The sequence below is a fragment of the Turicimonas muris genome, assembly GCF_002221595.1.
GTDB lineage: Bacteria > Pseudomonadota > Gammaproteobacteria > Burkholderiales > Burkholderiaceae_F > Turicimonas > Turicimonas muris.
Window position 1 is genome coordinate 54,751 of the sequence record NZ_NHMP01000003.1, and the last position, 22,519, is coordinate 77,269.

Genomic DNA, 22,519 nt, shown 5'->3' on the forward strand with positions numbered 1-22,519 from the left:
CTTTAGCCATGTAAATTCTTCTCCAACCCTTGTGAATGCTTAATTGTTCCCACTTTTTATAGAAGACAAATTTAACTTATATTTGATTTATATTATACTTAGTTTTTACTTTTGTGGTATAATTAATAAAAATTAGATTCTGGAGAGGATATGCCTACTATTGCTCTGCAGCACTACAAACGAGGATCGCACTATTACGCCAGCATCATCGAAACCTTTCGAGACCCGGTTACCCGTAAGAACTCTTCTCGGACTTTGGAAGCTTTAGGAGATATTTCTGAAAAAATGAAGGAGGATCCGAACTACCTTCAATCTTTAAAAGACAGAGTCACAGCTCTGCGCTCGGATGCCTCACGTGCAGAACAGCTCCAAGAGGCTGCGGTTCGGCGGATTGCGCCCGCGGTTTTTAATTCTTCGGCAGACGCCTCATCTCCTCGGCTCCATTACGGAATGGCGCCCATACGAAAAGTCTGGGAAAAGCTTGGATTAAACGCGTGGTTCCGTAAGGCCGGATACAACAGAAAACTTTCCTGGGATTTAGATTTAGCCGTGTTCTATCAAGTGGCCAGCCGTATTCTCAGTCCCTTGAGCCGGCGAGGAATGAGGCGTCAATGTCCCCGTCATTTGTTCAAGTTTGACTCTGTCTCACTGGATCATCACTACGAAGCTTTAGACATTCTGGCTGCTTCTAAACCGACTATTATCAAAAAACTTGATGAAGCCGTATGCAAAGAAATTTCGCGGGACTGTTCCTTAGTCTTTTATGACGTAACCACTTTTTACTTTGAGAGCTTTGAACCTGATTGTTTACGTGAAAGAGGCATGAGTAAAGAACACCGGACTCATGAGACACAGGTTCTGCTCGGTTTATTAATTGATCGTTGCGGCATTCCTCTCGACTATGAAATCTACCGCGGCAATACGGCAGAAGTTAAAACTTTAATGAAAGTTGTTGAGTCGTTCCGAGAAAAATGTCCGCAGGGCAAACCCATTGTTGTAGCCGACAGAGGACTCAACAGCAAAGACAATCTCTCCAAACTGATTAAAAACGACTGTGCTTTTATCGTGGCGCACAGTCTTCAGCGGCTCAGCAGCAAAGAGTTGGGAAGCTTGTTTAGCGAGGACGGCTGGAAATATAAATTTGATTCAGAAACAGGAGAGATGTCATGGAAGATGAAGACAATGGACTGTCCTGATGCGGTTAAGCAAGAAGAATCACAAGAAGCTGTTAAACCGCGTTTGATAGTGACTTGGTCGGCTAAGCGGTATGCCCATGACATGAAGGAATTAAATTTGCAATGGGAGCAAGCCAAAAAAATGGTAAGTGCCGGCACCGGCAGAATTGATGCCTCTTTTAAACGAGGCTCGAGACAATTTTTGAAAAGAGTAAAGCAGTCAGATCCAGATGAAAAGGCGCCGGAGGAGCGTTATGAATTAAACCGTGAGCTTTATGAACGAAAAATAAGGTTTGCAGGTTATTACGGTTTGATTACTTGCTGCGAAGACTTGAGTGATGAGGAGATTTACTCGAGACTAAGAGAATTATGGAAGATAGAGAACTGCTTCCGAGTAATGAAATCAGTACTGTGTACGAGACCGATTTATGTAAGAACAGAAGCACATATCCGAGGTCACTTTGTCGTTTGTGTTCTGGCACTGGCTTTGGAGAGGTTCATGGCATTTAAGCTGCGAGAGCAAGGCATAGAGTACTCTGCGGAGATGATGGTTGAACTGCTGATGTCTCCGACAGTCTCTCCGATTGAAGGGGTAAAAAACAAAGTGAAGCTGTACCTTAAAACAGGAGAACAAGAGCTGGAGAAACCGGAAAGCAGCTGCTCGAAGAGCGTGGATCTAAACCAAGAAGCGGAAAAAGTGATGGCTGTCTTTGGAGTTGAGCCGCTTCCAACACTCACCACCGTGGTTGATATTACGAAGCGTCTCGGAGTTAGATTGCCAATATAAGTGACTTTTGTCTGCTTCAAAAATTATATAACTCTCTGAATTAAGAGAGTTTTGTTTTATTTTTACAAGCTAAAGACGGGAAGAAATCTGCGGGAACCTAGGCTCCATCGAGGTTCCCAGACTTTATAAAAATTACGTCTGTGTAGCTAAAGTTTTTGCAATCGGCAAATGTAATTTCCTTCTTAGAGAAGACGGAGTTTCCACTCGATTGAGAGCGTCCAGCCCAAATACGGTGGACATTCGGTCAAACAACCCAGCCTCATACAGTCTTAAATAAAGAGGCACCTGAGGGTTAATATCATCGTAAACAACACTGGCGGTTTTGATGCTCTCAAGCATCTTGTCGTGTGTGATTTCTTCTTTGCCTAACTCCCTTTTAAGCATGAAGAGCATGTATTTTTCAATGACCAGGCTTATAAAACAACTAAGGAAGTGTCCATAAATGTGAGGATCCGTCCACACGAAGCACGGACGTGTTTCCAGATGAGTTTTTGAGACTCTAAAACAATCTTCAATTTGCCAGAGTTTTCGATAAATACTGGTTGCTTCATGAGGCGAAATTTCAAGATTCGTACAAATAACGTAATAACCGTCCCACTTGGCCTGTTCTTCAATTTTGTCCCAATTTATACGAGGAGAACCGGTCCCTTTAGGGATCGTAATAAGGGATTTATACCCGCAGCTTCGAAGTCTGTTTGGATCATCGACCGCCTTCTTTGCCTTCTCAATGGCTCTGTCTCTATCGGCCTTATCTTTAGCCGCTCTTGCCGGGCTGTAAGAGACGATCCAATTTAGTTCCATGGTGCCTAGAACCTTTGGGCCCCGGTACCGGCGATGAGTAGTCGGACTTTCTTTCCTCTCGTGCAGTTCCTGAGTCACATTGAGTGTCTTATATTGACACTTAACCTCTCCGTCGTCTTTGCAAATAAACTCCTCCCAGTTGTCAGGATCCAAAATTTGAGCCTTTATTTCCGCTGCAGAGTTTTTAAATTTCTGAGCAATAACGAAGTCGCAGCCAATTTCTTTGAGAGCAAATAGGTTCTCAGCGCAATTCAAACCACGGTCAGCAACCACAATCAGCTGTTTGAGATGATAGGTATTTTTTATTTTCTTAATCAACGGCACCATCGTCTCGAATTCACTGGTGTTGCCTGCAAAGAGTTCATAGTCAATGGGGATGCCGTTCTCATCCATAACAAGTCCAAGCACGACCTGAACCTCGTTAACCTTATGATCTTTGCTTAGACCGAAATCCTTGTATTCAGAGACACTGCGGCTCTCAAAACTGTAGGTGGTCACATCGTAAAAGGCAGCCGTGACAGTCCTTTTTGTTCTTTTCTGGATTTCTTTATTTAAATGTCTGACGATGGTTTTCTTATCTTCTTGAAGCACATCGAGAACTTTATACAAATCTTCAAGATGATCGACTTGGCCGTGATCAATGATGCTATGAGCACGGTTATTAAAGCTTTTCAACTTACTTGAGGGATTTAAGAACCTCTGCTCAGTCAGAAGGTAAGCAGTCTGGTCATAGGGATATTGGATTTTTCTGCCTTTTTGAAGATGGCGGAACATCTCCGGCATTTTTAAATCTAACCACACCTTCCTTATAAGAGCCGAGCCAACATTGAGGCTCTTGAAATTGCCCGGTTTCTCGTTAAGACCTTTAGCAGAATCAGCCAACTTATCCATTCTTCTTTTGGCTTGATTTTCAAGTTCCAGAGATTTGTTCTGAGCTTCTAGAGCATTCTCCTTAGCAATGCGTTCTTTGAGTCTTTCCACATACTGAGGATCTTTTTCTAAAGCGGCATCAAGTCTGCCGTGGTTTTCAATTATTCGAGAACGAGGTTGTCCTTTTTCATTTCGATAACTCGAATAGACACGGATGTATTGATGATTTTTAACTTTAACCACTGAAACATGCAAAGGCATTTTTCCGACTCCGACTACTGTAAGGATATTATACCTGAATTTTTTAAAACACGCTACTTTTACGCTACAAAGACGGTAAATTTTTTGCAGAGGAACCCAGAGCGCGTCTGGTCTCATCTGCAAAAATAGGTGTCAAACTCGGGAAAAAGCAAAATTTTTGCCCGATGATGTCCCAGACTTCTTAAGAAGCCTGAGTGTGATAGATGTCACAAGCCGGAAATCAGAAAACAATCAATTCTTTTATTGGTAAGGTTCCCATGGCTCGATAAGAGCCGTGGATTTTCCGGCATTAGCTCTCTGCTTGCAATTGTTTGTAGGTAGACGGAAGCCATGGCTTGAGGTCGTAATCTTCCAGTCCGTGCTTGAAGTCCAAGGAACCTATCTTCTTGGTTTTATCGTGTCCGTCTTTTAACGCTTCCGTCCAAGCCTTATCGAGGACGTGACCATAGACGCTCCGACAGTACTTTTTCAAATATTCCACTGGGGCTATGCCGTTGAGTTCGAGCGTCTTAAAGATAGAGTAGATGTCGCACATATCCACCGCATACTCAACCGATTGTTTATACCAAATGTTTTTCCTCAGAACTGTCACCGGCCTCAAGCGGCTTTCTACCAGATTAGAGTCAGTCGGTACTTTGAAGTCATCGATAAAGACCTTAAATTCATTGCGCAAATTCATATAGTAAGCGCATGCCGCTGAGTACAACCCGCCTCCGACTCCTTTCTTATATAAACCCGATTGAGTTTTTATACAGATTTTGTCGGCTTGATAGGACATTATTTTGTCTACCGCCGTTAATAAAGAGTCCTGGCGCCTGCGGTATTCCTCCTGCTTCCTCTGCGAGACTTCCTTCGATATTGCCTCTTGCAGGTTATACAGCTTTGATAGTGCCTCAACACAGATAAGCACGCAGCTGCCCGGCTCAGCCTGTTGGACTCTTATCTTCATCTGCTTGAGCTTTTCTTTTTCACCGAGCGCTGATTGATGAAGTTCTTTTAAAAGACTGCTGCTTAACAGAGCACTGAGAAGTTTGCGCCGGTAGTGGATTAAACAGCTTTGATGCTTTCTTTCCCCGCCTAGTGCCTGAAGAACTGTTTCATAGGCGCTATAGCCATCGGTTACTAAAGTATTGAACTGGAAGTCTGATGTGATTTGTGAGCCAATTGCTTGAGCGCTTCGGCTTGGTAAATACTTAAGGATAAATATTTGTTCAGGCGCTGAAGCTGCTGTTGTCAGAGCCAGAAGATAATTCTGTTTGCGCAGCTTAGACTCATTCATGCGCTCCTTGGCACACTTTCCTCTTCCCTGAGCTTCAAGCACCGGAAATACAGTTTCATCTGCGATTAGTACATCGGCTTTCTTTAAAGAGGATTCATAAAGCAGAGCAAGAGGATGCAGGTAAAAGCGGGCTAAATCATGCAAGTTGTACGAGACGGTGTCATGGCCCAAGCAAAGCTTTTGCTGCAGCTCCTTAATCTGTCTGTGCAGCGGTATTCCGCTGTAAAGTCCCATAGCTAGCTCAACTAGCATCGATGTACCGACTGTGCGTGCGCAGTTAACCGGATGCTCTGCATCGACCGGGAGCCTGACATGTGCTTGTCCGCATTTGGGACATACATAAACATCTTGCCGCTGAGAGAGCGCCTCAAGATTATCCAGTTTCGGCAGTGTCTTTCTTCTTATTGTTTCTACAAAGCTAGAGAGCTTTATCATCTCTTCCGTGCAGCCTTTACAGTGAGGAACTTTGTCGGAAGCAGGAACAACGGTGCGCTTCCTTACCTTTGGATTTACCTTTTGGCGCCCAAGGCTCGGTTTCTTTTCTAAAGCGGCAATCGAAGCAGCAGGCTCATTGACGATGCTTTTAAATTCTCCGGCTAACGGAGTGTTTTCCGGCAACGATTTAACGACTTGATCGACGATGCGTGTGGCCTCTATCAGTTCTTTGCTGCCGTTAACCCACGAGCCTTTGTTTTCTTTGAGTTCTTTATCAACCTCAGCCCTGCCAATTTTTTCCGATCCTTTTCCCAGTAACGCTTGAAATTGACTCGAACTATTTTCAGCCAAGACTCTGAGCGATTCAAGCATATGGCTGATCTGCTGTTCAATGGCTAGCCCCATCCATTTATCTTCGGCAATCAGATATTTGTCGGCTAATAAGGCCACTTCTTTACAGTTGTGAAATGCGTTGATGACAATTGTGGAGAGCCCGCGAAATCGCGCCTGTATTTCTTCTTTTTCTTTTTCCGTTTTAAGCACAAGCTCAATGAGTTCTTCTTGTGACAAATTTTTGAGCTGCTTCTTGTTGAACACTTTGCTCTCCGGTTGGGAATGCCGAACACTGTTCAATTATGAAGCAACTGAAAGCAGATTAAAACCGGCCTTCGCAGTCCCCTCCAAAGCTCTCAAATACCATGGCTAAAAGCCTTGGTGATCAAGGTTTATAGGATGGATTTTTTTAACGCTGGTTATCAAACAAAGTGTTACAACTTATTGTTCCTTAAAGTAGTTTTTGCGGGCTCCTTCAATGCGTTTTCCATTTAAAAAGGATACGAGCTGTTCAGCTGTTAGGCTTCTTTTAGCCGGGCTGTCAAGAAGACTCATTAGCTGTTGGAAGCTCCCATGATGCAGCCGTCTGGTTATCAAAGTCATTCCCGACTGGTCAGCTGCGATAATCTTGGCCAGCGCCCGTGTACGAGATAAAAACACAACACAATGATTGCCCGAGCAGATGTCTATATTAAGAGTGCTTCTAGCAAAGGCTTCCAGTCTAAAGTAACCGGCTCGTAGATCAGTGGCAGTGGTGACGACCGTAATCTTGCAGCCTTTAAAGTTCAGAAAACTCATGACTGCACTCCGAGAAGCATCTTTATCAAACCTCTGGCTTCAAGGCTAGGATCCGCCGTTTCATAGCTCACAGTAACCTCCGATCTTACAGAAACGGTAATTTGCTTCGAGGCTGGTCCTAATTCTGCCGGCTTTTCTACTGCGGCCGGCTCGATTTCAAATATCTCAACCTCGTCTTCTTGCATATCTTGCTCGGCTGCCTCAAGTTCGTCGGGGACAACTGTTGGGCTCGGATTGGCTTCCACTGTAACGGATGGAAAGGAAAGAACGTAGTCGGCTTGGCTCATGTAAAACTCCTCTCGGTTGTTCAATAAGCCAATTTTTCACCTTCGCTAGAAAATATTCATCACAGTCATGGGAACCTTACTTTTATTGGGACTTAATTCCAAAGAAAATAAGATTAACTTTGGAAGCCATAGGAATTAAAGAACCTCCCTGGTTTATCACCTAGGAGGTCCGGAATTCAGGTTCCAAGCCCTGACCAATATAGAAAAGCTGAGATAAATCAAAAATTTTTTTGGTCTAAATACTTACAAGTACAACAATTTGTCGAAAAAGATTTTCATCTCTAATCAATAAAGAATTTCTTAGGTACGGCGAAATCCGGTGCTGACTGCCCATCCATTGCTGAGAGGAAGTGCATTTGCTTTCCTCCTTTGTCAATATGGAAAAAATTCTTTGTCTGATTAAAGTGCCTCTGACGGCAAATTCCTCCAAAATGCGTCTGGAGCATCCTTGTGGGTACATTTCAAGCTATTGGCGGGTAAGGTGGACAGCACTACGTTCTCTATCGTGAAGAAGAGATGTTTTGCTTAGACTGTACCTTTGTTCTCTGTGAATGTATTTTCAGAAGCAACACCTGCTCGGCCAACAATGCTATCTATTTCTCTCTTTCCAGTGACTATCACCGGAAAGAGAGCTTTTTAGAGCTGACAAAACCCCAAAGACGGCAGCTTATGTGACGCTTATTTTTAGAATGTATATTTGACGCCGACTTTACCAAAAACTTCCTTGTAGTTATCGTTTCCTCTAGCTCCACCAAAAGATAAGCCGACACTCAAGTTGTCTTTAGATACTTCCAGGCCCACACGACCTCGGCCAACGTTCTTAGACCAGACATCCAGGTTAGTAGCCATCTTAGCTGCCCCTACGCCTGTATCCGTCCTAACGTTGGTGTCCCCAAAGGTGCGGACGTAAGCAACATCAGCAACGGGCTTAACTTGCCAGCCGGATGTTGTTGCAATATTTCCTTTTACTGCAACGCCAATTGGAAGATTGCCAAGATTTTGGCTAACCTTATCAACCTTGAAGCCCTTCTTCGTTGAATAACCGTCTGTGTGAACACGTAAGTAGTTCATGCCAACATAAGGAATGACTGTCACATTGTCTGACACAGCAAGGCCCATTTCACCTCGACCTCCTACTGTGAAGACATTAACGTCCATCTTGGCTGAATCTCCCATGTAGTGTTTCACATCATTCTTGGATAACATCCAACCGGCTTGACCAACAAGATTGAACATACCGAGACGTTTCGCGGCATAAGCTTGCAAGCCGTAGAAATCGACATTGTTTTTAACTCCGGCGTTATTACCGTGACCTTTGACATTACCGGTGCCAAGATTCAGGAGCCCACCAAATGTCCAATCATTTGTGGTGTACTCACCGCCGGCAGCCAAACCGCCAAGTTTGGTCTTTGTCTCTGCCATTCCCGAACCGCTCCCAAGCTCAATCTGAGTGCCGGTAATTTCTGCAAAGCCGGTCCAGCCGTCAACAAAAGTATTTGTCAGAGCTGCCCGTTTAGATACTTGTTCCAGACCAAGCATAATTCCTTCGATACCCGCTGTCTGTGCTCCTCCGGCTGTAGCCAGATTAAATGCTGCATTCAACTGAGCGTGACGATGAGCACTACTGCTAATCATCGGATTCTGCTGGTCAAGCAGTGACTGAATATGTTTCGAAGCTTCATCGTTTTGGAACTCAATAAGGTCGAAGGCATACGGATTAAAACCATCTACACCCAAATCTTTAAGCTTGGACTCATCCTTAATATGAGCAAACGTAAACGTATTGTCATTGTTGATTGCTTCGTAACGGACGTTGTCAACAGCGATGTTATTGTCTAAGTCAAACCCATTAAGACTGTCCGATCCAAACACAACCTTCTTGTTGTCTTTGCTTGCATCAGCAACATTAATAAAATACAGACCGCTTGTTTTGGTTCCGGAGATAGATCCGTTTGTCACCGCTGTATCTGCTCCGGCATCGGCCATCACTGACCCGTTGCTGCCAATCACTACACCTGATATCTCATTAGCTGCGCGGGTCACAACATTAGCTTCTGGAGCATTTCCAATCACTGCATTGACGTTAGTTAAGTCAACGTTTCCGGCCAGATACAAACCGGGGATGGCATTAAAGGTAGAGAGCTTCTGAGCGGATGATTTAGCGTTGGCCTTATCTCCTAACGCCAGGACTCCATTAGCAGCATGGAACATAATGTCAGCAGCGGGGGCTTTAGTAAGGGCAACGATCCCGGAATCAGCAATCGTCAGCTTAGAAGGAGTTTGAGCTTTTAATTCTGCAATATCGAAAACACCAGCAAATGTAGCCTCATTCTTTTCGCCAAAATCAAATGTTAGATTATCTACGTGACCAGCCGTCTCAACTTTATTAAAACCTTTAACAGTAACGTTGCTTAAATCGAACTCCTCAGCCCCAAGAGTAAGAATCGCATCTCCAACGACTCCGGCGGCATCAATGTTCTTGCCTTTGAATACGTCGTCCTTCAATAAAGTCACATGGGAGGTTTCGACGATCGAAGAAGCCTCATTCCGATTAATATCTTTTTCCGAACTAATAACTCTTCCGCCTGCATAGATGTCTCCATTTACCGTACCGCTGGCGATAACAATATTGACTGAACCAACTTTTGACTGAGCGTTATTGTAATAAGGAGCATTACGATACATACCATCTAATGCAATACCACCCCCATAGATATCGCCGTTGATGACGGGCCCTTCAGAAGAATTGTCCCCAATTTGAATATTTACGGTTCCTACTGTAGACAGTGCGCCTTCAGTCGCAAGGCCTCCGCCATAAATATTCGCGCGGTAATTGTCATCATCTGCACCGACTACAGTATTACCGGCTATCGTAATATTGACTGTATTGACATGAGATCCGCCCTGAGGTTCGGCCTCATTACGCAGACCCGAAGCGATGCCACCGCCGATAATACCAGCCTGCCCGTTGATCATGGCATAGGTCATCGAATCGAGATAATCTCTAAAGCCAGGCTGAGTTTTCTCGAATGGTGGCATTTGATTATTGCCAAAAGCTACATCAAACGCTAAGCGCCCGACTTTTCCGGAAGTTGCTGTAATGTTGATGGTATCTACTATCGAGCTAGCGTTCTTGGCTGCCTGCGGTTGATTGTTGACTACCGGATTTGTATCGTCGACGGAATAACCTCCACCAATAATTCCATCAACAGAACCGCCTTGAACATTCAAGTTAACCGTACCGACGTTGGCGACGGCACTAGTACCGAAATTCATATCACCGCTGCCAGTCGCAACCGCAATTCCGCCACCCATCGCTCCAATAGTCTCACCGCCCTTGAAATTAACTGTTAGGGTCCTTACCTCTGTTTTAGCCAACTCTGCTTTGGGTTTCTCTGCGACAGAACCAGCCGCATCTCCAGAAGCAGCTGCAAAACCGCCTCCAAAAATTCCAACTGTATAACCGCTCAGCACATCAATAGTAACGTCGCCCGTCGCGGCAGTTGCGTTAGGAGCAGAAACTGCAGTCGATTCTCCCGACACCTTGTTACGAGACCAAGCCAGAGCCATTCCTCCGCCTAAGACACCGACATTAACCCCTGGTTCAGAGGCCAACGTTGTGATTAGATGTTGAGCGGTAGCTTCTGCTTTATCTTTAAAATTATCTTTGTTTAGGGCCTGTAGACTCGTTATAGATTCTTTGAGACCTTTGAGATATTTGGCTTTATCTCCGTTAGAAGGAAAAACAGGCTCGGCACCTTCTTCTCCGATCAAAATGTTAACGTTGCCGGTCTTAGCAGTAGCACTCGTAGGTTCAGTTGCATCGTCATACTGATATGCTGCAGCAAAACCTCCACCAAAGACTAAAGCATTCGATGTGTTCTTAGCTAAATTTAATTGAATGTTTTGAGATGTGGCTGTTGCAGTTCCACCTTTTTGAAAAGCGTCCTTATTAAGCTCGATATTGTCTTTGTAAGAATCTGGAATTAAACCTTCAACATTTTCCTTCGGAAACTGAACTGAAGCAGCCAACCCTCCGCCAAACACAGCTAAATTCACACCAGATTTGACGTCCACGAGAGTATCTTTACCAATCTCAGAAGTGCCGATTCCGCCAAAGGCGCTAACAGCCAATCCGCCGCCCATCGCACCCACAGTGACGCCTTCAAAACCCTCCTCCTTTGTTATTGTGTTGACTAACAACTTAGTTTGTCCGGTTATTGTAGATGCAGCACTTCCACCTAAGGCTATAGCCGAGCCTCCTGCCATTGTCCCAATAGATGAAGAAGAACCTAATAAACTAACGGAGGAGTTACCATCGAGATTGACAGAAGTAAGATCGGCAGAGATCGAAACTTGGAGAAAGCCTGCTTTAGCTTTTGCGATATCTCCAACATTTATAGCCGAACTACCGCCAGTCATAAGAAGGCTATTTCCTGAATTCATCACAATAGATGAATTTCCTTTTCGAATAACGGTTCTTTTCACCCCTTCTGAAGAAGCGAGGCCTAAATTTACTAATCTATCACCACCAACGGAGGAGAGAATGAGAGGATTTGCAGAGGTCCCTCCGACTGTTATCGCTGTATCTTTTTCAAGTAAAAGAGCTTCTTCCGACTTAACAGCCGTAAATTGTTTTTTGATTATTTCTGAGATTGGTTTAATGGCGGGTTTAACATATGCAGCAAGGGAAAGGAGGCTCTGAGTGCTCCCATCTATAAAATTCGTTCCCCCAGCAAGACCAACCATCGTTGCGTTCTTGCCGTCGTATCCAAGAGCTGAGCGAATATTTCCGAGATCTTTGCTGAGTAACGCCTTTAGGAGATTTCTTGCGCTACCGTTTGTTTGAGCGTTTACAATCTGTCCATTACCAGAATGGAATTTTGTTGTGCCTATTTGGGCGAGGTTGTCATTATTAATATCAAATGTTGATTCTAAGTCAGCCGCAAATAGTTTACCCCCCCCCTAATGTACAGGCCAGAATGCCCGCTAAGCTAATTACCAACATTTTCTTAGAAGCTTTCGTAGATTTTCCGCGACTCATCTTAGTCTCTGAGGAAACAACGAAAGTTCTTCTTGCATCATTCCAAAGAACTTTAAAAGCTTTATTCATACTTATTACTCCACGGGATATACATCAAGCAATTTAACTCCCAGCGCAAGTTTATCATCAAATTCTTAAAATGCATACCCTCCGCAACGTTAATAACCATATCTGGCTAGCCACCTAAGGGATATTTCTAAGAGTCTTTTAACTAAGATTTTTCGTTCGTTTGCTTTTTAAGTCAAAACATTTTTTGTGATGTCGTTAGTTAATTATATTTTGCCTTATCCTCTTCAAGGTAAAAAAATCACAAATAATCAATGCGATACACGGACGGTTCTATCCTAACTCTGTGTCATCCCTAATTAACAACAGACCGAAAACTCTTCGCATCATTCAAGCGAACAAGGTTTCTTCAGAGATACTCCATCAATATCTCTGAGATCTATATATTCGGGTCGTTTTTTTAAATTGGAAGATTTTTCCGTCTTTAGTAACTTTTGATAAATTTTGGTTACATCACTGAAAAAGACTTCAAGTTTGGTAGACAACGCCTATCTGCGAAACTAATATCAAACACAGGACGATCTCAGAATCTGGATATTTTTTCAATGTCACCACAATGGCATGAAATTCCCCCGTTCTCCTCCTCTTCTCTCTACTATTTCAGAAGAAATAAGAATGAAAGAGAGTGGAAGGTACCGCCGTGTTCATGGAGTTATTCACCAATGTAGATTTGTTTTTGAGCCATATGCACGAGACCTATGGCCTGTGGTTGTATGTGGTTCTTGGTCTTATCTTCTTCTTAGAATCGGGTGTGTTTTTTACCGGTCCTTTCCTTCCAGGAGATTCTCTGCTATTCGTCGCCGGTGCAACAGCCGCTGCCGGCGTTCTTGATCCCTGGGCTGTCATTCTCGGCTCAACGGTAGGTGCGCTTTTTGGAAATATTGTCGGATTTCTCTTTGGAGCTTGGATTGGTAAAAGACTTTTCACCCACGAATCCAGCAAATGGTTTAATCAAGAAAATCTTCAAAAGGCCAAGCTCTTTTTTGACAAGCACGGCGGCAATGCAGTAGCCCTCGCTCGCTTCATTCCTCTTATTCGCTCTCTTATCCCTGTCGTAGCCGGTTCCTCAAAGATGAACTTTATGCTTTTTAACATTTACAGCGCTTTGAGTGCCTTGGCATGGACCTGTATTTCAACCGCTCTCGGCTACTGGCTCGGCTCAATTCCTTTTATCAAGGACAATCTTTCCTGGTTGGTAGTCGGAAGCATTCTGATTGTTATTGTAGGGATTCTTGGGTCTGCCGTTTACAAGAAAAGGAAAGAGAAATAGACCAAACACCTTACGGAAAAGCCCGGCATGACACCGGGCTTTTCAATGACTTGAAAAAACTAAAGATTAGTTCTTAGAGCGGTCGATGTGCTTGTGAGCGGAGATGAAAGGCATCATCTTGCGCAGACGGCTGCCGACCTGTTCGAGCTGGTGAGCAGCTGTTTGATTGCGAATAGCACCAAGCTTCGGAGCACCAACCTTGTTTTCCAACAAGAATTCCTTAGCGTATGTACCGTCTTGGATCTCTTTAAGAGCCTTTCTCATAGCGTTGCGGGCAACGTCAGTAATGACCTTAGGTCCTGTTACATATCCGCCGAATTCAGCGTTGTTGGAAATAGAGTAGTTCATATCAGCCAAGCCGCCTTCGTAGATCAAGTCAACGATAAGCTTGAGCTCATGGCAGCATTCGAAGTAAGCCATTTCAGGAGCGTAACCGGCTTCAACCAATGTTTCGAAACCAGTCTTGATAAGTTCGGCCAAACCGCCGCAAAGAACGCACTGTTCACCGAACAAGTCAGTTTCTGTTTCTTCTTTGAAAGTTGTCTGAATAATGCCTGCTTTACCTGCGCCGTTAGCTGCAGCATAAGACATAGCAACGTCACGTGCTTTGCCGGACTTATCGGCATAAACAGCGATCAACTGAGGAACGCCTGAACCTTCTGTGTAAGTTCTGCGGACTGTGTGGCCCGGAGCCTTTGGAGCTACCATCCAAACATCCAAATCAGCACGCGGTTTAACTTGGCCATAGTGAACGTTAAAGCCGTGAGCGAAGGCCAAAGCAGCACCTTCTTTGAGGTTCGGTTCAATCTGCTTCTTATAAACTTCAGCAATGTGTTCGTCCGGAAGAAGGATCATGACAACGTCAGCGCCTTTTGTTGCGTCTTCGATAGAAGCAACTTTCAAGCCTGCTGCTTCAGCTTTTTTCCAAGAAGCTCCGCCTTCTCTTACGCCGACAACAACATCCACGCCGGAATCATGAAGGTTCAAAGCGTGTGCATGGCCTTGGGAACCATAACCGATGATCGCAACCTTTTTGCCTTTGATCAAAGAGAGGTCAGCGTCTTTATCGTAATAAACTTGCATTTAATAATTCCTTTTTAATAAAAGTAGTTATAAGAAACAAAAAATTAAACTCTTAACACGCGGTCGCCGCGGCTGATGCCGCACGCACCGGTCCTCACCATTTCAAGTACGCTTGCCGGATCAATGGCTTTGAGGAATGCGTCAAGCTTGCCTGTGTCCCCGGTTAGCTCAATGGTGTATGTTTTATCTGTAACGTCAATGATTCGTCCGCGGAAAATATCGCTTAAGCGCTTCATTTCTTCTCTTTCTTTTCCGACGGCGTGAACCTTGACGAGCATTAATTCTCTTTCGGAATGTTCGCCTTCGGTCAGATCGACCACCTTAATGACTTCAATCAGACGATTCAGATGCTTAGTAATCTGTTCAATAAGTTCATCATTACCGAGGCTGATAATCGTCATTCTTGAAATGGACGGATCTTCTGTAGGAGCAACGGTCAAAGACTCGATGTTATAGCCGCGGGCAGAAAATAAGCCCACAACACGAGAGAGCGCTCCTGGTTCATTCTCTAAAAGAACGGAAATCACATGTCTATTCATTTAAATTTTCTCCGAGCCAAGAAGCATCTCTGTAAGACCTTTGCCGGCCTTAACCATCGGCCAAACATTTTCAGTAGGATCGACGCAAATGTCGAGAAGCACTAATTCATCCTTGTATTTTCCGAAAGCATCTTTCAACGCCCCTTCCAATTCACTTGGATGTTCAACAACGATTCCGACATGACCGTAAGCCTCAGCCAATACTTTGAAATCCGGAGTCGGTGTCATGTGAGAGTGAGAATAGCGCCCGGAATACTCGAGTTCCTGCCACTGACGAACCATTCCTAAGTAATTATTATTGAGAATAATAATCTTCGGATTGATGCCTAACTGCTTAGCAGTTGCCAGCTCTTGAATATTCATTTGAATAGAGCCGTCTCCGGTAATGCAGACAACTTGCTTATCGGGATTTGCAACGCAGGCCCCGATTGCATAAGGCAGACCGACTCCCATGGTGCCAAGACCGCCCGAACTCAGCCAATGTCTTGGTTTAGTGAAGTTCAGGAACTGAGCGCACCACATCTGATGCTGACCGACATCACTAGCCACGATTAAATCTGGGCCGGCAACTTCTTGTAATTTCTCCAGCACTTCCTGCGGCTTAATAACCTTGTCGCTCTTCTCATAATGCAGACAGTCAATTTTGCGCCATTCATCGATCTTGTTCTGCCATGCAGCCATCTTTTCAGCATCCGGACGTTCCGGAATTTCATCAAGAAGGTTCAGCATGTCTGCCAAAACGACTTTCACATCTCCGACGATTGGAATATCAACTTTCACACGCTTAGAGATTGTTGACGGATCCACGTCGATATGAATAATCTTTCTGCCGGGCTGAGCAAAATTACTCGGCAAACCGACAACTCTATCGTCAAATCGTGCGCCGATAGCAACCAAGCAATCGCAGTTCTGCATTGCCATATTGGCTTCATATGTTCCGTGCATTCCAACCATGCCGAGGAATTTTTTGTCACCGGACTTAATAGAGCCTAAGCCCATCAAAGTGGAATTGACCGGAACACCAAGTTCACTGGCAAAGCGCTGGAGCAGTTCGCTGGCATTTGCAGAGATTACGCCGCCCCCAACAAGAATAAGCGGTCTTTCTGCATTGATTAATTGTTGAAGAGCTTTCTTAATTTGCCCTAAGTGGCCTTTTGAAATCGGTCTGTAAGAGCGAATATCAATGTCTTTTGGATAAGAGTATTCGCATTTTGCGGCTGTAATATCCTTCGGAAGATCAATCACAACAGGACCGGGACGGCCGCTCTTGGCGATATAGAAAGCCTTTTTAATTGTTTCGGCGAGATTTCGAACATCCTTAACCAAGAAATTGTGCTTAACACAAGGTCTGGTAATGCCGATGGTATCCACTTCTTGGAAAGCGTCTTGACCAATTGCACCAGTATTGACCTGACCTGTAAAGACGACAAGCGGAATGCTGTCAGCATAAGCCGTGGCAATTCCCGTGATGGCATTCGTTGCTCCCGGACCGCTGGTTACTAGAGCAACGCCGACTTTGTTGCTGGAACGTGAATAGGCATCTGCTGCGTGGACGGCACCTTGTTCGTGCCTGACAAGGATGTGCTTGAATTTATCTTGTTTGAAAATAGCGTCAAAGACGTTTAAGACGCTCCCACCCGGATAGCCGAAGACGTGCTTTACACCCTCTTCAGCTAAAGCTCGGACCAGTATTTCTGATCCGTTTAATACTTCTGCGTTTTTTTCCGCACCGTTCTGATTCATTAAAAATCCTTTCAAAGTCCTTGGGAAATTGATCGGACGGCTCACTATCTTTTTTTGAAAGACGACGAGCTATTCGATTAGTGCTTCGATCCATCTAATTTTGGTAAAAACTCAGACTGTCGAATTGGGCCTTTTTGGTTAAAAGAGTGCATTTAGAATAGCTCAAATCTAACCTTTGTCAGAAAAAACAGAATAGTATTTGTACTAAGTGTGCTTCGTATTCAAAAGCCTTGAAATAGCTTTATTGATTTCGTTCGGTGAAACAGGTTTTTGAAGAATTGTCGGCAAATCAGTTAGGTCAGTACCGTATTCGCTGAAATTTAAACCTTCCGTCTCTTCTTCATAATGTCTCATGACCTCCTCTCTCGGAGTCGCACTCATGACAATGGCAGGAATCCTCTTACCGACAGCGCTTCTTATACGCAGTGTTGCCTGAAGCCCTGTCAAATGTCCGGGCCCTAAGTTAAAGTCAGTCAATATCAGATCCAATGGATTAGAAACCACGATTTCCGCTGCAAGCTGAGCATCATAGTGTTCCGCAACTTTAACCTTTGCACCCCAAGCTTCTAATAAAGCCTGAACACTCCGGCGGATTAAAGGATCATCTTCGATAATCAATATTCTCTTGCCTTTCAGCGAGAAGAAAGATTTAGAGTGCTCCGGTTTATTAAGTAATTTGACCTGATGCAAATCTCTCGAAAGAGGCACAACGACACGGAAGACTGTACCTGAACCTTTCTTGGACCGGAAAGAAATAGAGAAGTCCAGCAAATCACAAATCTTTTTGACAATAGAAAGTCCTAAGCCATAACCCTCTTTTGCCTGGTATCCGGATTTTCCTCGGTAATATTCTTTGAAGAGATCCTGCTTTTCAGACTTATCGATGCCATTGCCGGTATCAGCAACGATAATAACCAAAGTATCTTTCAACCCGCATCTTGCTCTTAAAACCACTTTTCCCGATGAGGTGTATCTGAAAGCGTTCGAAAGCAAATTTCTAATAACTCGTTCAAGAAGCTGGGCATCGGTGCAGATAGTCGCAGAAATGGGATCAAGAACAAATTGGATCCCCTTGGTTTCAGCGACGGATGAGAACTCGATCTTCATTTCCTCAAACACTTCATCCAAAGAGAAGGTTGTGGGATTGATTTTGATGCTTCTGGAATCCAATTTTGAGAGGATCAAAATTTGATCCACCAAAGTTGCTACCTGATTACATGCTTGGGATAGATTATCGACCAAAGGCTTACTGTCAGGCGGGACTTGAGCTTCCAGCACAGAAATAAAAATGCCCATGGCCTGCAAAGGCTGTCTTAAGTCATGATTGGCCGCAGCAAAAAACTTAGTTTTAGACACAATGGCCATTTCTGCGGCTTCTTTTGCCAGTTCAGCGGCCTGGCGCTGCTGGACTAACTCTTCTACCAGATACTCTTTCTCAAAATTTCTGAATAGAGACAGAGAGTAAATCTCATTGAGGCGCGTTGAGAAGTACCAGAGGATAAGAAGGATAATTCCAACCCAAAAGGCAGCCACTCCAAAAGAGATGTTATAAATCATCGCCAGCTTGACCATCGTCGGCAGCAGTACTGTCGGGAGGAACGCCCAGAATGCAGGAAGCCAACATGCATAAAGAGACATGCTTCCGAAAGAAACACCAATAATTAAGGCGATAACAAGCATTTGAACTTCAGTATTGCCCGGAATCATGAAATAGAAACCGGCAAAACCGAATGACAATCCGGAAACAAAAACCATTTGAAGAGAACGGTTTTTCCAGAACTTGAACTGCTTCTCAACGTCGGGGCACTCAAAAAAATCATCTGTCGATTTAATCCCGGCAAGACTGTGCATCAGTACAAAGCCAACCCATAGTGCCATTACTCCCCCGCCTATCGAATCCCAAGTCAGACATGCGAAGAGCACACAAAAAATAAACCGGGTAAGAATTGAAGCGGAGGAATGATGCTTCATTTGCGCTAATTGGCTTAATTGAAGCTTCTTTTTAAGGTCGGGCGCAGTCAGGCCCAAGTCTCGAGGATCATAACTTCTAGGACCTGGTTCGAAAATAGTTCGAAATTTCTTGTAAAGATCTTTTAAATTCATAACTAGAAGTTCGGAGCATCCGGAATCGTTAATGTGCAATGTCTAGAGTTTACGCTAAGACAGCACGGAGCCCCAATCACTAGTGTGCAAAGATCATCAACATGCCCGAAAGGGAGCCCTTCGATTACCGGAACCTTGATTGTCTTTCGCAAGATTTCTTTTGCATCCTCGATGGAGTATCCAAAGTCGTGTGCAGAATTTCTTATATGAGAGAAGTGTCCCAAAACGATTGCTTGCTGCTTTTGTAGAACTCCCGCTTGAGCTAATTGAAGTAAATTTCTTTCGATTTTGTAGGCAGGTTCAGCCAAATCCTCCAGAAACAAAACTCCTCCCTCAATATCGGGAAAATACGGTGTCCCTAGAGCCGAGACAAGGACGGATAAATTTCCTCCCCAAAGAGTGCCTGAAACCTTTAAATTTGCAGCATCTGTTTCAAACTCAATGGCATATTGTTTTGAAGATAAAGCCGTCCGAAAAGATTCAATACTAAAGGCAGAAACGGAAGATTTTCCTAACACACTTGCTGTCGGACAATGCAAACTTTTGCCTTGATACTTAGCAAGATATGCCAAAGAAAACAACGTGATATCCGAGAACCCTCCGACCCACACTCCTCTCTTATGAATCTCTTCAAAATCAATTGTGGGAAGGATGCGGTTTAAACCGTAACCTCCCCGCGCGGCTAGAACAAAATCACACTTGCCGCATAGCCGATTGAAATCTTCGGCACGCGCCTCGTCACTGACACCTCCGAATCGTTGAAAAGAAGTCAGGACAGACTTACCGAGCTTCACTTCCCAACCGTCTTCTTCTAAAAGCTTAGCAGCTTTCTTTACGTCTTCAAGATTTAATACATTACCGCTAGGGGCTGCAATGCCTGCAATTTTCTTCTTCAATTGCTGCTCTCCTTTTTTCTCTTCTTTTCGAAGAAATCTCGCAGCAATTTAAGGCAGTCTTGACTGCAAATCCCGGATGTAGTCTTTGTATGATGGTTAAGTGTAGGGTAACTGAAGAGTTTGCACACATTATCAACGACACCCGCCTTTTCATCGGAGGCTCCGTAGACCAAACGGCTAAAGCGAGAATTCATAATAGCGCCGGCACACATTGGGCACGGTTCAAGCGTCACATAAAGCGTGCAATTTTCCAGACGGTAATTCTTTTTGACTTTTGCGGCTTGTCTAATGGCCATGATTTCCGCATGGGCGGTAGGATCGGCGTCTCCGATTACTTTATTAAATCCTCGGCCGATAATTACACCTTTCTCGTCAACCACTACTGCACCCACAGGGACTTCACCGCTCTCTTCTGCTGCCCGTGCACAATCCATGGCTTCCTTCATGTACTTAATATCATCATCTTTGTTGATTTTTTTCTCTTCATTTTCTTTTTCTTTTTGAAGAGCAAAAAGTCTTCTTTTTTCCCGCTCGTCCTTTCTGCGTTTCTCAACTCTTTCGAAAAGATGATTCAAGTTGATATGAGCAAAAAGCGGCGGCCGAACCAAATTAGCGGCCTGCACCAACTCATCCGGAGTCAGGCTCAACCAGCTTCCGGCTGTCTGCAAAAAGATCTGAGCCTCAAATACAGTAGGACTTAAAGGATTTTTTGAGGTCGCCTGAAAGATCATCAAAACGCATGACAAGTTTTCAGGAACTTTGCTAAGAGCTTCAATTGTGGATCCGACACGAATCGAAAGATTCACAAACTTATCAACTATATCCATCCACCCTCCTCCTCATGGAAATGAAACCATGCTGATTTTTGAATTTGTGATTACTCTCCTCTTACTTTACGGCAGATGAGTTGCTTAATCAAGAGTCCATCCTTCAACTCCTTTAATCACCGAGTCTTCAAACAATTTTCGACAAGACGGATTGTCTACAGATCTCGTGAGAAATAGCATCAAGGCAAAAGAAGACAAAATAATAGAGATAGCATTTTGGAACTCTTAATACAAATTTGTCCAAGCGTACTCATTCTTTAAAGTCGCCAGCAACTATGAAAAGACAGATCCTTGTACTTTTTAGAGGACCTATGAGACTCTGTTTGAAGCCGGATGAATTCTTGACAATTCCAATTACAGAACTTCTCTGCCGGAACTTTTTCATTTTATTAGGAAAAATCCTGATTAATTAAAAGCAATTATGAGATTAATATTTGCATATTAACTAAACCGGCTAGACGGTATAGTTTATGAGAAAGAAAATGCTAGTTACTTACTGCGCTCTTGATGTGTTGTCGTCAAATCTCCACAAGGAAAACGCGCATAGCTAACTTGGCTAACGCTTTACCAAAGCGTCTGAATGTCCTTCTCAAGTACTCTTATAAACCTCTGCAACTCAAACTAAGGAGATTTTGCAATGATCAAAAAACTTCTTCCTGCCGCCCTTCTGGCCGCATTGTCGTTCAATGCAATGGCAGCCTCTAATGTCACGCTCTACGGAGTAATTGACGAAGCAGTCACCGTCACCAAACACAAAGGTGAGAGTGCCGTCGTGAAATTGGATAATGGTATTTACGCCGGAAGCAGATTCGGCTTGAGAGGCGTCGAGGATCTGGGCAACGGCAACTCCGTCGGCTTTATTCTCGAACAAGGATTCAACGCTGATGACGGAAGCGAAGCTTATGGAGGCAAAGCATTCAGCCGCGAAGCTCTTTTGCAGGTTAAAGGCAACTGGGGCGAATTCGCTTTTGGCCGAGCCGGCGGTTTGTCGTCTGACTGCGGCACCTACACTATTCTGCACGGCGGTGCTCTTTGGACGTCTTACTACACAGACGGCAATATGGCAAGTGCTTTTATCAATACAGACCGCATGGACAATCTTGTAATCTACAAGAGCCCTTCCTTTAGCGGCGCAACAATCACTGCTATGTACTCCAACGGTACCGGTTTAAACACCACAGGTGAAGACGACAAGAAATGGTCTAAGAATTCTCACTATTACGGTATCGGCTTAGATTATGCCCATAACGACACTGTGTTTAGTGCAATGTGGGAAATGCTCGACAACAAAGACATTGCTGCAAAATCAACTCAGCTCTTCACCTTGGGCGGTCAGCAAGGCTTTGGCAATTGGACGGTTTGGGCTGCCTACCAGTATGCACATAACAGCCAGATGCTTCCCGGATGGAATTATGCAAATCAAGGAACTAAAGGCGTATCTCAGCATGCTGTCACTGCAGCTATTGGCTATAAGATCGCCAGTGGGGAATGGAAACTTGAAGGCAACTACGCCCACGGAAAGTCTAATTCCACAAACGAAAAATACAACATTTGGTCCGCCGGAACTGCATATGAGTATCCTTTGAGCAACCGTACCTTAGTTTATCTCTACGGTGGTTATGGCAAAGCCAACAAACTTCTCAATACCGGCTCTTATCACTCAACATTTAACTCATGGACTCTGTGCAGCGGTATTAGCCACAGTTTCTAATAAACCAACGGCTGGAATGATTCATCTTTAATAAGCTGAAAATCATCTTTCCATTAGGTTTTCCGAGGCGCACTTCTAACGAAGGCGCCTCTTTTGCTGTACTAGAAATCTGCAGATCGCAGCTCTTAGTCCCTCCGCTCGAAGACTAAGCGAACTGAGAGGTGTACGCAGCGACAGTAATATGAAAATCTGCCCAGAAAAGTTTTCCTTA

Annotated in this window: 16 protein-coding genes; 4 read left to right on the top strand and 12 right to left on the bottom strand. The window is 44.2% G+C overall.

The window, feature by feature from the left end:
- The first annotated feature begins 150 nt into the window (after positions 1 to 150).
- Positions 151 to 1,962 (top strand): IS1634 family transposase, encoded by a 1,812-nt coding sequence (locus tag ADH67_RS05575; RefSeq protein WP_066591289.1) that lies wholly within the window; start codon positions 151 to 153, stop codon positions 1,960 to 1,962.
- Between the two features lie 132 nt (positions 1,963 to 2,094).
- On the opposite strand, the gene ADH67_RS05580 is transcribed toward ADH67_RS05575, so the two are convergent.
- The 5 genes from ADH67_RS05580 to ADH67_RS05600 form a co-directional block, all read right to left on the bottom strand.
- Complete coding sequence (locus tag ADH67_RS05580) at positions 2,095 to 3,894, bottom strand: IS1634 family transposase (protein WP_066592893.1); 1,800 nt, start codon at positions 3,892 to 3,894, stop codon at positions 2,095 to 2,097.
- 289 nt (positions 3,895 to 4,183) lie between these two features.
- A complete protein-coding gene (locus tag ADH67_RS05585; protein WP_066592895.1) occupies positions 4,184 to 6,205 on the bottom strand; it encodes an IS66 family transposase in 2,022 nt (673 codons plus the stop codon).
- A 177-nt stretch (positions 6,206 to 6,382) separates the two neighbouring features.
- On the bottom strand, positions 6,383 to 6,739 hold the full coding sequence (gene tnpB, locus ADH67_RS05590; RefSeq protein WP_066591535.1) for an IS66 family insertion sequence element accessory protein TnpB: 357 nt from the start codon (positions 6,737 to 6,739) through the stop codon (positions 6,383 to 6,385).
- A complete protein-coding gene (locus ADH67_RS05595; RefSeq protein ID WP_066591529.1) occupies positions 6,736 to 7,026 on the bottom strand; it encodes a hypothetical protein in 291 nt (96 codons plus the stop codon). Before ADH67_RS05595 ends, tnpB begins: the two co-directional genes overlap by 4 nt.
- Positions 7,027 to 7,710: 684 nt before the next feature.
- The gene (locus ADH67_RS05600) at positions 7,711 to 11,229 is read right to left on the bottom strand and encodes an autotransporter family protein (protein ID WP_158212628.1); all 3,519 of its coding nucleotides are present in this window, start codon (positions 11,227 to 11,229) and stop codon (positions 7,711 to 7,713) included.
- On the opposite strand from ADH67_RS05600, the gene ADH67_RS13255 reads away from it, so the two are divergent.
- Positions 11,219 to 11,731, top strand: coding sequence for a hypothetical protein (locus tag ADH67_RS13255; RefSeq protein ID WP_158212629.1), 513 nt, complete (start codon positions 11,219 to 11,221; stop codon positions 11,729 to 11,731). The genes ADH67_RS05600 and ADH67_RS13255 overlap by 11 nt on opposite strands.
- Before the next feature lie 249 nt (positions 11,732 to 11,980).
- On the opposite strand, the gene ADH67_RS05605 is transcribed toward ADH67_RS13255, so the two are convergent.
- Positions 11,981 to 12,139, bottom strand: a complete 159-nt coding sequence (locus tag ADH67_RS05605; protein WP_084081472.1) for an ESPR-type extended signal peptide-containing protein — start codon at positions 12,137 to 12,139, stop codon at positions 11,981 to 11,983.
- A 622-nt stretch (positions 12,140 to 12,761) separates the two neighbouring features.
- On the opposite strand from ADH67_RS05605, the gene ADH67_RS05610 reads away from it, so the two are divergent.
- Entirely contained in the window at positions 12,762 to 13,406 is a 645-nt protein-coding gene (locus ADH67_RS05610; RefSeq protein WP_084081473.1) for a DedA family protein, read from the top strand.
- 66 nt (positions 13,407 to 13,472) lie between these two features.
- On the opposite strand, the gene ilvC is transcribed toward ADH67_RS05610, so the two are convergent.
- The 6 genes from ilvC to tadA all read right to left on the bottom strand — a co-directional run bounded on the left by ilvC (position 13,473) and on the right by tadA (position 20,597).
- Complete coding sequence (gene ilvC, locus ADH67_RS05615) at positions 13,473 to 14,489, bottom strand: ketol-acid reductoisomerase (RefSeq protein ID WP_066592902.1); 1,017 nt, start codon at positions 14,487 to 14,489, stop codon at positions 13,473 to 13,475.
- A 44-nt stretch (positions 14,490 to 14,533) separates the two neighbouring features.
- On the bottom strand, positions 14,534 to 15,028 hold the full coding sequence (gene ilvN, locus ADH67_RS05620; RefSeq protein WP_066592903.1) for an acetolactate synthase small subunit: 495 nt from the start codon (positions 15,026 to 15,028) through the stop codon (positions 14,534 to 14,536).
- The gene (gene ilvB / locus ADH67_RS05625) at positions 15,029 to 16,771 is read right to left on the bottom strand and encodes a biosynthetic-type acetolactate synthase large subunit (RefSeq protein ID WP_066592905.1); all 1,743 of its coding nucleotides are present in this window, start codon (positions 16,769 to 16,771) and stop codon (positions 15,029 to 15,031) included. It lies immediately after the preceding gene.
- Between the two features lie 204 nt (positions 16,772 to 16,975).
- Positions 16,976 to 18,649 carry an ATP-binding response regulator gene (locus ADH67_RS05630; RefSeq protein WP_158212630.1) on the bottom strand — a complete coding sequence of 558 codons (1,674 nt, stop codon included), beginning with the start codon at positions 18,647 to 18,649 and terminating at the stop codon, positions 16,976 to 16,978.
- A 227-nt stretch (positions 18,650 to 18,876) separates the two neighbouring features.
- Positions 18,877 to 19,770, bottom strand: coding sequence for a S66 peptidase family protein (locus tag ADH67_RS05635; protein WP_066592920.1), 894 nt, complete (start codon positions 19,768 to 19,770; stop codon positions 18,877 to 18,879).
- Positions 19,767 to 20,597, bottom strand: a complete 831-nt coding sequence (gene tadA, locus ADH67_RS13190) for a tRNA adenosine(34) deaminase TadA (protein ID WP_066592922.1) — start codon at positions 20,595 to 20,597, stop codon at positions 19,767 to 19,769. Before tadA ends, ADH67_RS05635 begins: the two co-directional genes overlap by 4 nt.
- A 637-nt stretch (positions 20,598 to 21,234) precedes the next feature.
- Here tadA and ADH67_RS05645 point away from each other — a divergent pair.
- Positions 21,235 to 22,308, top strand: coding sequence for a porin (locus ADH67_RS05645; RefSeq protein WP_066592924.1), 1,074 nt, complete (start codon positions 21,235 to 21,237; stop codon positions 22,306 to 22,308).
- Positions 22,309 to 22,519: the final 211 nt, after the last annotated feature.